Here is a 12460-nt window from a genome sequence, read left to right as displayed (position 1 = left end):
TCGCACTTCGCGGGACAACGGGGGTAGCTTGTCTCGTCGCTTCTACAAGCACCGGACAATCATCCGCACGAAGATGAAGCGACGCAGAGCATCGCCAAATGCTGGTCGCACGCTGGAAGATGAACACTAAATCAGTGCCGATAAGAAGATCAATGTATTCAGATCGTCAGGTCTCATCGGTTTTACCGTGAGAGAGGAAAAAATATTCATGTCAGATCAGCTAGAGAGCAGCGGGCCCGGATCATTCTCGCGCCTGCAGGAGATATTAGAAGACGTCGCCACGCCTGTCGGCACGCGGCTCGCCGATGCACTACTGTGTGCGCTTGCAGTGGATTGTCGGCAGAGTGGCGACCGCTCTGCATTCGAAAAGCTGGAGAGTCTGTCTGTTGACGACATGATCGATGTTGCTCTCGACTTCAAGTGGGCTCTCCAAGCCGAGTTTGAATTCACCCTGCCGCTTGGCACCAAGGTGAAAGGCAGTGATCCAGGAAGCGTGCAGATCGGATCCGAGCTGTTTGTTTTGGATGCTGGTCGAGACGGTCTCTTCCCAGTGAAAACGACAAGCCGAGCGGCAGAGGGGCCAAATCTTGCCTTGCTTCGGGCAGAGATCGAGCGACTAACTCGGAGGCTCGCATGCCGGCGCATCGGTCTCCCCTCCAGTATCTATCTGGTCGACAGCGACTCTCATCAACTCCAGTTTCCACCTCTTGAACAAGCAGCCGGAGTGGTTTTGCAACGCAATGCTCGCGAAACCGGAGCAGACCGGTTCTGCTCGGCAAACCCCGCGCAGATCAAGGCTTTCGCCGAGGACATAGTCCTCGACATGCGCGCGCTCTGGTGCAAGCGAGGCAAAGTCGGGAAGCAAGTAACATTGGTCCGGGCCGCGGTCGAGAGTGCGTTGATAGAGGCTTCTGCCCCTGGCAGTGTGCGATCGATCGCAATCCAAATGAACGATCAGCGGGGACAATCGTCCTTTGTGCTATCCGTAGAATACGAAGGCACGGATCAGGCGATGCGCGACGGCATATTGACGAGTGCCGTCCCGCCTTCGCATCTCCCTGGAAGGTTGCCGCTATACTACAGAGCCGCAGCCGCCATGAGAGAACGTGACTGGCTCAACAGCCAAGGTGCCGACGGCCGGATCGACGAGATAGCTTTGAACATCCTTTCGGCAGCACCCGAGGGAATAATGGCGGTGCTCGAGAAGCTTGCAAAGTCCCACTCGACCGTTCTCAGCGTCCCAGTCGGCCGAAAGCAGCTATCCGCCACGTTATTCTGGCGGTTCGGTTGCATTCGGGCGCACGTTTGGCTGGCAGGCGAACTCGAAATAAGTCATGAGACATTGTTCTGCGAGGATTGCAGTTTGCCGGAGAGCCTGTTGTCTCAACTTGCCGGACGAAGCGTCAGTTCCTTAATCGAGCTGCCTTTTGAATGCAGCTGCAAGATCGAAGCCGCCCGAATAGATTCGGCGCAAGAACTTCGTCTCGATCTCGCGCCTCTCCTTTATCTCGTGAATCTCTCATCCGGTAAAGTTTGGCTTGAGCCAGAAGGACCATAATCCCCTTAACAGGTTTTGCCTGCCGGCAACTCAGGCTGCCAACAGCACGCACTTGATTCCGCCGAGCTTGCGTAACGGCCTGCAGGTGTCACTGTCCACGACTCTCGAAAACGCTTACTCAGGCGGGCGGCATGCAACCTGGAACAGCCACTTGGCAGACTTCTCCGCTTCACTCGACGAGATAGCGCAAAGTCCGCTCATTCAAGCACTGGCCACGAAGTGACGAGCTAGTTTCTCCCAAGCTAAGCGCAGATGACGGCGTTGAGCCGTAGCGTGAAGTCAGGAGCTTTGGATCGTTCTGCCATCCAAAACACAACTTTTCGTTTGCTGATTTCTTGCAATCTTGCGCCTACATTCGCCTTCTCCAGCGTATCGGGGTCATGGATGAGGTGCGCTCCCTTGTATTCGATCACCATGGTCCTCCCATCTATGAGTTCAGCCACGAAATCTGGGTAAAAGCGATCCGTCGAGGTCGGCAGCCAATAGGCGTGCGGCCCGCGAACGATATTGCGGACCCAATGCCGAACGGATGGATGGCTATCGAGGGCCACGGCGCAACGGAATTCCTCGCCGGCGTCCTTCAAATCATCAGGGCGAGGGAAAAAATGCTTCTGCCATGTGTAACTGCCGGCATAGGGCCGCGGGGGAAAGTATCGGCCATCGGCGAACATAAATGCGTTATCGCCTAAGCCCAGCGCGGGCGTGATATCACCCAGCAGCAGTTGCATGCCTCGTCCGCCGGCCGCCATTCTTAACTCAGACACGCGCATTGCGATGGCTCGCTTCAAGACGTCCTTCGCGCGCACTAGGGCGGCCAGCGACATTCCGCGCTGGTCGACGAGACGAGTAACGACGCGGCGGCAAAATTCGAGAAATATCGGCTGCGACACGTCCACCTGGCGAGTCATCCCGTCGAGCCAGCGGGATAGATCCCCGACCGTCCACAAGGTCTCATCTTCAAGCTGCAACGTCATCTGCGAGCTCGCCCGGCTTATCCGAACTTGCCCATCATTCACATCAACCACGACGGTGTCGGTCGTTTCACTCAGCTGGAATCCGGGGAGGCTTGGATCCACGCCGTCTAATGTCCACCCAGAAAGGTCGAGGAGCGTGTCTGGATAGACCAGATCAAGCTCGCCGTGTTGCTCCAGCGCCAGGCCTGGCACCGTGAAAGAAGCGCCTTGCTGGGACGGTGTTGCTGCGGCCTGTCGCCGTTCCACATGAGCGGCGATCGCGGGGCGCGGGTCTTGGTCGCCCGCCAGCGACGCCAGTGCTTCGCCTACAAGCGCCAGCACCTCGTCGCTGGCGTCCGGGTTGATGATCACCGAGACGCCTTCGCCTTCGCCGATCACCGAAACGGCATCGCGCACCTCCGGTGGCAGGGCTGCGAGGTCCGGTCGGGCAGAGAGAACGACAGGCGGTATCGCCATTGGGATAGGCATCGGCAGAACGGCCGCCGCGGCATCGGAAACCTGCTGCGCAATAATCTCGTCGCGAGCGGTTCGCTCGTCAAAGCCCATGGCAACCAGCGTGTCCTTGAGTTTGTTCGCGGCCGCGTGAAAGCCAACGCCCGTCACATGAGCATACGCCCGGTTCAGTTCCTCTGTGGTTCGCCTTTTGGCAAACGGCATACGAAGCACGCGGCCCAGCAATTGCTCGACTGCCGTGGAGGACTGAATGTTTGCCACCGAGCAGAATACGTAGGCAAAGCTGCAATCCCACCCTTCTCGAAGGGCTTCGACTGTTATGATGTGTTCGATGGGGCAGGCAGGGTCGAACAAGTCGATGCCAGCAAGTTCGCGCTGCGTGCCGGTCGCAATGGCAATGGAATTCTCGGCCACGCCATGTGCAACCAGCGTTGCCTTCACCACATCGACTGTCGCCTCGGCCCCAACCGTGGCCGCTCGCGCCTGGTAAAGTGCGATCGGCCGGATCGGTTCGTTCGCAGCACGCGCGACTGTTGCCAGACTCGCACGCTGCTGCAATGCGTGGACGATCGCCGACTCCCAGCCTGTATGCTGGGTAAGGTGGATCGGGAGCTTGATCATCTGCTCCGCCTTCAGCTCGTCGGCGGTGGCAGAAACGATGACGTTGGATCGAACCGGCGTGGCGGTGAATTCGATGATAGCGCTTGGGTTGAGCCGGGCGCCGGTCGTCTCCGATAGACCGGTCACGAAATTGTGCGCCTCATCGACGATCATGATGGGGCGCACCAGCCGCATGATGTTGGCAAACGAACAGCTGGTCTCCCCGGGCCGCACCACCGCGTCCTCTGTGTTGCGCATCATGTCATCGGGGAGGACTCGGCCCTTGAAGAACGGCTCATAATTCTCATCGTCTTTGTAGACGTTGCGCTGGGCCGCTTGGGCAACGCGGAAAGCCTGCACCGTGGCGACAAAAACATGCGCCGCGGTCGCCAGATCCTGCGGCGTGATCTGGCGCCGTTCATCAATACCCAATACCCGGACATTGCCGCCAAACGCCGTCTCCAGCGCAGCACGATAAGGATGACCCGGCGTCTTAAGCGCGCCAAGGGTCTGGTCGGCGATCGTGGTGGAGGGGACCAACCACAGCGCTACCGGATATTGTGGCCCGTCGACCCTATGCTTGTGGGCAATGCCGATCGCGTGTGCACCGAGCAGCGTCTTGCCACCACCGGTCGGCAATCGGAGGCAGCAATATGGCACACTGCGAAGATAACCGAGCGGCTCATAGATCGATGCGTAGAAGCCCGGATCGCCGACCTTGCAGGCGATGTTGTAGGCGACGCCATGCGGCTTGGTCACCGCTTCAGATAAGAAAATGTCGAGGGCATCGAGCGCGCGCCGCTGATATTTCTTAAGCTGCATCACCGTGACTTCACATCGTAGGGGGTTTGCTTGAAAGTGACGCCAGCCGCCGCCAGGCGTGCCGCACCCAGCCGGCAGGCTTCACCATATACGATCCACGGACCATCGTGTTCGGGCAGGGTCGCGTTCAGGTGAGCGAGCAAAGACGCAGTCAGAACATTGCCGCCATCCGCTGTGCGATCGCCCAAGATGCCGTTGTAGAGCAGCGCGAAGGCGACGCCGGCATGAACGCCCAAGACGGGCGATGCCTTAGTATGGATGCCTGAAGCGGGCTCGCCCGTCTCGGCGAACCAGATATGCGCCGCCAGCGCGTCGAAGCGGATGGCCGGATCAATTCGCCCACTGGCATCGAACGCCGGTGAGCCGAGGCGATAGTATCGATAGCCTCCGCCGCCCTGCCAACCGACCGTGGCGCTGATACCGCCCTGTTCGCCGGCGATGACCTTGTCGAGCCGGGGCTTGCAATGGGTTTCGGCATGGTCGCCCATCTCAATTCCTATCCATTGTCGCCCCATTTTCTGCGCAACGGCGGCTGTGGTGCCGGAGCCGAGAAAGCTGTCGAGGATCAGGTCGCCAGGATTAGTCGCGATGTGAATGATGCGCTGCATCAGGCGTTCGGGCTTAGGCGTCCCGAAACTAACATCAGAACCAAAGAGCATGTTCGCTTCTTTTTTGCTCTCGTCGGTATGGCCCACCTCGTCATGCGGCCACCAAGTCCAAGGCACGAGCCCTTCAACTTCCGACAAGTATCGGATGACACTGGGCTGGGCATTGCCATCCTTGCCCCAATAGATGCGATTGGCAGATCGTAATTTCTCAAATTCCGTTTCGATCATCGACCAACAACGACCTTCCGGTGGTCGATGCGTCTGTCCGTTGTCGGCAACAATTTCATACATCTGATTGGGTCGGAAACCTTGGGCTGTCATAGGCAGGCCACGCCAGCGCTTGGTCGGGTCAGTTTCCCTTGAATTTGTGGAGTCACGGTAGATCTTAGCCTGACGCTCATCGAGTGGGAGAAGGTTGCGCCTCGATTTAAACTTCTCGACTGACTTCGCGTAGACCACGATATATTCGTGAACGTCGCCGATCGCCCCGCGATTTTCGCGGGAATACCGCTTTTGCCAAACTGGGCTAGCGACAAAATTCCGCCGCCCAAACACTTCGTCCATCAGGACCTTGAGGTAATGTCCCTCGTTGTCGTCGATCGACGTCCATATGCTCCCGTCCTCAGCCAGCAGCTCGCGCAGCAATATGAGCCGCGGCGTAATCATCGCCAGCCATTGCGCATGCTCCAGATTATCGTCGTAATGATCGAAGGCACTGCGCGTGTTATAAGGCGGATCGATGTAAATGCATTTTACCCGCCCGGCGTAGAACGGCAGTAGCGCTTTGAGCGCGTCAAGGTTGTCCCCCTGGATGAGCAAGTTCGCGGAATCCGCGTCTCCCCCGTCTAGCGCCGGCACCGCCTCCAGCATCCGATACGGCACGCGCGCATGAGCGGTGATATCCGCGCTCCGCGTCATCCAGTCCAATGTCGGCAACGACTATACCCCCAATACGCCCGAAATGCGGGGGTTAAAGCCGCCCAATCCGCCATCCAGCATCATCCTGTCCTATAAGGTATTTGCCAAGCGCATATTCGCGCAGAGAGCCAGAAGGAAAGACTGAGATGAACTACCATCCCACGCAAAACCCATTCGACGGGCCGAACGACACCCCAACCCGCTCGGGACTAACCCCCGGTCATGGGAACACGAGTGGCCTACCGCAATTGCCGATTGGGCCACCGGCACAGCCACCGGCACAGCCACCGGCACAGCCACCGGCACAGCCACCGGCACAGCCACCGGCACAGCCACCGGCACAGCCACCGGCACAGCCACCGGCACAGCTACCGGCACAGCCACCGGCACAGACGTCCGTATCCGCCTTAGCGAGTGGGTCAGCGCAGCAACCTAAACAGCCGACGACCCCGTCCGCGCAGTTGCCGAGGTCTGGGACTGGTTCGTCCGTGGGCACGCGGCCGATGATCTCGGTTAACATGACGACGGAACAGCGCGCGGCTTACATTGCGGGCATAAAGATACCCACATCGCGCAAAAAACTTCGCCCATCGCTCGACCGATATCTGGAACTGCTCGAGGAATGCGTCAGAAACAACGCGCCGCTAGGCCGCGTGTTCGATGACCTTACAGCACTAGACCCGGCCGTGCTCGAGGAATTCGGACCAGATGGGCACCGCAAGTTCCGCGCTTGTCTCAAGCGTAAGTTCAAGTAATGTCGATAGTAGGGCCGCGTTCTCCCGCGCCGCCCTTGGTCAAAACAATATCTCAGGATCAAGGCACATCAGCAAACCAAAGACAAAATAGTCTAGGACCAAATCAGATTCGTTGTTTGAACGGTTTCAGCACGACTAAGAAAGAACCAGAATGCCCCTAATCAACAAGGGTAAAGGAATTGTAACAAGAAGACCAAAACGATAGTTTAGGAAGTAGTAAACAGGTTATGAAGGTAGGTGCATTAGCGCAAATTTTATGACTTATGCCATAAAGCTTGCTAGATTGATGCTTGGACCGCATATAATGGTCGATGAAGGGCCAGCACAACAATAATTCCGAGAAGGTTAGCTAAGGTGGAGCAAGGTTCTGCCATTACAGCCGCGCGCGAAGAGATCGAGGAAAGCTTGGCACGATCCAAGGCTCGCCGGCTCGAACGGGAATTTGGGAAGACTATAAGGCTCGTTCAAAGTGTCCGCAGGTCTGAGCCGACAAGCGGTGGAGGCTCATTCCGTAGGAAAGCTACAAGTCGGCTTTATTCCGGCACCAGCCGCTCAATGCCATTCAAACTGCCGGTCGTGGTTGGAGGGCGGGCCCGCCTCCCGGGTGGGAAAGCTCCATTCACCTTCAAGATCGCAGCTATCCCCAAGACTAGGATGGAACGAAAGCTTCGTAATGGGACAAAGGTGAGCCCGGGCGCCGCCGGCAGAGGAGCAAGATACTCAGCAGGCGAACGCGGCGGCTACCTGGTTAGCGACCGAACCCAGGTCAACGAGATCGGAAACATTGAGCTAATCAGCAACATAGACACCGACGTTGAGAAATGTATAGAATTCTTTGACGCCGTCGAACGTTGTGAGCGCAACCCGTCGGTCGATCAAGTGGAGATTGATTTTGATAAATCCCGCTGGCTCTGGCGCAAGGTTGTCGATCATCCAGCGTGTGACCCGGCGATAATTGCTGCTTATCGGCAAAACCCCGATGGTGAAGCCGTTGTCCAGCTCTGCCGTGGCGGAATGGCCCTTCAAGATATCATCCGAGAATGCGATTTTCGGCCTCCGGTGAAGCCCCGCAATCAGGTAGCACGTGACCGCGCCGATGGCATCAAATGGCGGCTAGGCCGGGGCGGGCGGACGCAATGGCGAGTCGTCGTCAGCTTCCCTTCAGAATTTAGCGCTGCTCAGCGGGTTGAAGCGCTCGAGCTCATCTGTGCACGCTTTCTGGCTCTGAATTGCATGTATATGGCGGTCATTCACGAGCCGTCAGCAAAGAATGATCGCCGAAATGCCCACTGCCATATCGACATTTATGACCGGCCGTGTCGCCGTCTCAACGGTATCGAAAAGGACGATTTGGCCAACGTATCGGCCAGGTGGATAGACGATGTCCGGGAAGACTATCGGGCCGGGAAATTTGACAAGGACAAACGGCGCTGGGATTTTGAGGTCATCCGGGAATGCACTTATGCTTCAGGAAACAAGCGACCACAGAAGGTCTTCCGGCAGAATAAATCGGAACCGATGCGTGCCTACTCAGTGCCCAAAGAGAGTAGGCGAGACATCGCGCTTATCATAAACAAAATAGCGATACGGGATTTTGGCCGCGTGCTCGTTGACCATCGTAGAAACGAAGAAAGAGGGATCGACAAAAAGCCCGACCGCCCGCTTGGCCCTGACGCTCACGCGCTGGAGCGTAGAGGCTTCGCCGCGGAGATAGGGCTTCGCAACGAGCAAAATCATGCCGAAGCTGCCCGCAAGGAAATCGCGAAGCTTTACAATAATCGGATGACTGAGCTCGATGTCGCCCAGGTAGCTTTGGCTGGTCAGACAATGGATGCAATGCTGTTGGGTGCTCGCTTTAGAGAGCGCAAGGCAGCAGCTGAGGGCTTTCAAATTGCTCGTTCGCTGGCCGCGAAGAAGCGAGACGCGGCCTCCTTGCAGCTGGAAATAGATCGCAATCTATCAAGCGCCTATTTGGCCATAAAAACGAACCTTCGCGTTGTGCGCCACGGTGAGGATAGGCATGGAAAACATGCGACAATCGTGAACGCAGCGCGGCGATATTGGCGGGAATGGGTGGCAGCCCATCCCGATGACGTGTCGTGTCTCAAGGAGCTGAAAACATCGATCAAAGAGCTTGAAAAGGGTCCTGACCTGCAATTGCTCATCGACCGGGCCAGCGATCCGCTCTCCGCTGAGGAGCGCGCGGACCTTCACTTTCGCCGTCTGCCAAAGCTCCCAATTCTACCAACGAGACGTATGCAATCCATGCTTCGGCAGTCCGCCGCAGAGCCGCAGGCCCCAAGCAAATTTGAATCGCTGGCCCCTCAAAGCCCGCGTCTCCCAGCAGCTGCCGTGCCCCAAAGCGACAACATTGTCCAAACGGTTGTAACCCAACCCGCGTTCAAATCGTCGGTCGTTCCGCCGCTTGTCCGGAGCCCAAAATCACCTGCACCTCGCGTTGTTCCTCCTTTGGTCGCCTCCGCGAAAACTCAAACGGAGAAGCCTGGCGTCGTCGGCGCCGATGGGGCCATTAGCCCTTCGTTAGTGCCCCCCGAGGCGCTCTTGTCATGGGCGAGCAAAATGGAGCGATTCACCCGCTTGAGTCTTGAAATTGATGCCGCGGACAGGTCACGGTCACATGGATCGCCCGCTCAAGCGCCGGCGGAGGGCATAGCAAACCCACGTTCAAGCCTTGGACGCGAGCTCGCCCAAAAGCTGGCAAATGGCCCCGATCCAGAACTGAACTATATCTCGACCCCTACCGAGCGCCCGTCTCAGGCAGCCGAGACGAGCAAGGAAATTTCGGCCAATCCGGCTGTAACCCGCGAAATTAATCCGGGGCCGCTTAATGTTGCACCCAAGGATGACTCACCTTCAATCATTAGTTCGACGTCTCACCAAGTCAATCGGCCCGGCCCGGTTGACCTGGATACGCAAGTTTTTGTTGAGGGGGGTGGGCGAGGAAGTGAACTAGTCAATCGATCCTCGGTCGACGCGGGTGGGCTTACCGAACCGGTCGCTCCTGCCGGTCTGGATCGGCAGGAGGTGGATTCCGCTGCATGGATCGTTAAGGGCATGCTGGATGCCTTCGTCAAAAGGCTTGAAGAAAGAAACGTCCTTCTCATCGAGAAGGATGGTGTGGTTTTGGCGGCACCAGACCAAGAATTGGAGCGTGGTGATCCTGCCCTCATCGGTCAAAGGCAATTAGCCTTGCGAGCTGTCAAAGCTCGACAGGATCTGATAGCTCTTGAGGTTGCCAAGGACCTTTGGACTAATCGTGAGTTGCTGGCGGCAGGTAGAACGAATGCCCTAGACCGCATGACTCTCGAGTTGATGGAAAAGTGGCCGATCCATCCGAATATCGCATGGGCTGTCGCTCATATCGAGCCCCCACTCCTAGCAGAACGAACACAGCCAGAAATCGTCGTTGAAGCGGCAAAAGCTGAGCCACAGCAAGCGAGCGTCTCGGAACCTCTCCTGCTTTGCCATAATTTTATCTCCGCGAAGACAACAGAAGAACGATTGAAGACGGCAGCCGCAATCAGGCGCAGTCCGGCAGCTCTGAAATTGATCGGGTCGAGTGCAAAGGAGGCTTGGGAAGCTGAGCAAATCCGGTTCGTTCATGCACAGCGTGACGGTGCCGGGGGTTCCGGAGGCATTGGTGGCTAGTGGATCGGCTCACGTTTGTTGGCCATCGCAGGGCGCCGCCCGGGGTTAGTCGCGTCATCCGGTTACACGTCCTTCTGAACTGACCGCCAACCAGTATGGATGCTCACCCTGCAAGAAGCCGTCCGCCATGACGGCTAATGGAGCAGCGTCAGGCCGATATTGACTAACTATTTAACTCGGCCGTCGCCAAACAATCGGTCTCGACATTCCAAGACATTTTCGAGAGTCGTCGGGCATCGGCGGCCTGCCCACTGCGGGAGGCCCAGATTGCAGGATTTGTCTTTTGGCCGCCTAGTCTCGATCGACGTGCAAGGTGCCGGCAATCGCCGCACCCCAATCAGTGCGATGGCGCATGAGCTTATTCGTGGAAAAGTCGACCGCCGCCGCGGCGGCTGCGACATTCCAGGGCGAAGTAAAAGAGCTTCAGGGAAGGGCTTCCGGTGAGACCCGGAAGGGAGAGGAAAATAGTCGGCAAGTCGCTGACGGCTCCCGCCGGGTCTGAACATGGAGACAGTTATGCACTTTAATCAAACCTACAATAAGGCGCCAAGCCATCTTGCGGTGCTCGATATCGAGACCTTGGCCCCGGCGCGGCCAGATGGCGGGTTCCCACCATGGCCGCTGCATCGACCGCTTGTCGCAAGCGTGCTGGTCGCAGATCAGGCTGAATATGGGCAGTGGCAATTCGCGATCGAAAGCGTCGAGTTTCGTGACGAAGGAGCGGCAATCGCTCGCATCGACGAACTGCTCAAGGGCCGACGGACAATCACGTTTAATGGAAAGGGATTCGACCTCAGCGTGCTTTCAATGGCCGCTTTCCGGGCCTCCGCTTACGAATGCCGAAACCTTACGGACGCGTGGGCATCACCCCGCTTTGGCGGCAGCCACATCGACGTTGCCGAGCTCATTACCAATTTCGGAGCGGCCCCGCGGGCCAGCCTCGAGATGCTCTGCGAAGCAGCACTGATCCCATCGAAGCAAAATGGTCATGGCGGTGATGTTGCCGAGATGCTGCGTGACCACGGCATCGAAGCTGTGAAGCGGTATTGCGAAGAAGACGTAGGCTCAACTCTTGTCTTGTTCGCGATGGTGCAGGCCCTCCGCGCCAATGACGCCGCATTTGCCGCGAGCTTGATCGGCGACTTCGCTAACTGGGTCGGCGATGCCGGTCTGGACCACCTGGACGAGTTCCAGAAGCTGTCCGGCAACGCCGTGCTGGAGCGCGTCCGACTGCTTCACCGCGTCGACGAAGGCATTCGCGCTCTCGATGATCGAGTAACTGATCGGCACTTCGAGGAGCAAGCGCGCAGCGCGCCAAAGTCCCGCCAAAGCACCGTCGGCTAAGCCGGCCTAACCAACCGTTACGAGCTTCCGTCACCGCTGCGAGCCCGCGGTCGTAGGCGCTCGCCCTCAGTAAAAGGAAGTATTTATGTCAAACTACCCAGCCAAGATGGCGGTCGTCGTTCCCGGCTTCGTCATCGTTGATGGAGATCAGCAAAAAGCCAATCCAACCAAGCTCGTTTACCTCAACGGTTTCGCCATTCTGAAAGTCGAGCGGAGGGGACGCGGCTTCAAATTCGAGGAGTTCCGCCAACTCGATGAGACCGGCACCCAAAGCGCTCGCCTGCTCAAGGACCTCGCGTTTCATCTGGATCCTGACACGACGTTGGCCGGTCATCGCCTTGACTTAATGGTTGATGCCTTGATCCGTGTGCCTTGCGGCGATCAGAATGAAGCTGGCTGCAAGCCTGCCTTGCTGCGTCTACAGGCGGCGCTGACCAACGAGGTCCAAGATGCGTATTGGTGGGATCGCGATCGCCACCGCTCGCTTGAGGTCTTAGCCAGCGAATACGCCCTGCCGGCCGAGTGGCACCGACCCAATCGGCAGTGCAATCCAAACAAGCTGGGGCAGGAACTCTCAGCCAAGGCGCAGTCGATTTGGCTCATAATCGCGCATGAGTGGCTGACCAAAACCGAGCTTTGCCGGGCAACCGCAGACTATGACCAATGGCGGACGGCGCACTCGATCGCCTGAGCCTCACCTTACCACCAACGACTTTCGACAAGGCCCGCCATCATGCGGGCCTTGTCGCATCTAGCGCC

The 12460-nt window shown here is 57.9% G+C and carries 7 protein-coding genes; 5 read left to right on the top strand and 2 right to left on the bottom strand.

Going from position 1 to position 12460, the window contains the following annotated elements; genetic code table 11:
- Positions 1 to 187: 187 nt before the first annotated feature.
- On the top strand, positions 188 to 1558 hold the full coding sequence (locus U1700_RS01250) for a hypothetical protein (RefSeq protein WP_332749448.1): 1371 nt from the start codon (positions 188 to 190) through the stop codon (positions 1556 to 1558).
- A gap of 242 nt (positions 1559 to 1800) precedes the next feature.
- Here U1700_RS01250 and U1700_RS01245 read toward each other — a convergent pair whose 3' ends face one another.
- Positions 1801 to 4407, bottom strand: coding sequence for a DEAD/DEAH box helicase family protein (locus U1700_RS01245; RefSeq protein ID WP_332751083.1), 2607 nt, complete (start codon positions 4405 to 4407; stop codon positions 1801 to 1803).
- Positions 4407 to 5933 carry a site-specific DNA-methyltransferase gene (locus U1700_RS01240; protein ID WP_332751081.1) on the bottom strand — a complete coding sequence of 509 codons (1527 nt, stop codon included), beginning with the start codon at positions 5931 to 5933 and terminating at the stop codon, positions 4407 to 4409. Before U1700_RS01240 ends, U1700_RS01245 begins: the two co-directional genes overlap by 1 nt.
- A 518-nt stretch (positions 5934 to 6451) precedes the next feature.
- On the opposite strand from U1700_RS01240, the gene U1700_RS01235 reads away from it, so the two are divergent.
- From U1700_RS01235 to U1700_RS01220, 4 genes are all read left to right on the top strand, one after another.
- Positions 6452 to 6688 (top strand): hypothetical protein, encoded by a 237-nt coding sequence (locus tag U1700_RS01235; RefSeq protein WP_332749447.1) that lies wholly within the window; start codon positions 6452 to 6454, stop codon positions 6686 to 6688.
- Between the two features lie 684 nt (positions 6689 to 7372).
- Complete coding sequence (locus U1700_RS01230) at positions 7373 to 10357, top strand: MobA/MobL family protein (protein ID WP_332749446.1); 2985 nt, start codon at positions 7373 to 7375, stop codon at positions 10355 to 10357.
- A 516-nt stretch (positions 10358 to 10873) separates the two neighbouring features.
- Positions 10874 to 11701, top strand: a complete 828-nt coding sequence (locus tag U1700_RS01225) for a hypothetical protein (RefSeq protein WP_332749444.1) — start codon at positions 10874 to 10876, stop codon at positions 11699 to 11701.
- Between the two features lie 85 nt (positions 11702 to 11786).
- Positions 11787 to 12392, top strand: a complete 606-nt coding sequence (locus U1700_RS01220) for a hypothetical protein (RefSeq protein WP_332749442.1) — start codon at positions 11787 to 11789, stop codon at positions 12390 to 12392.
- Positions 12393 to 12460: the final 68 nt, after the last annotated feature.

The organism is Sphingomonas sp. RB1R13 (assembly GCF_036663775.1).
Classification (GTDB): Bacteria; Pseudomonadota; Alphaproteobacteria; order Sphingomonadales; family Sphingomonadaceae; genus Sphingomicrobium.
The sequence above is the reverse complement of the archived record's forward strand: the minus strand, read 5'-3'. Positions and strand labels throughout refer to the sequence as shown.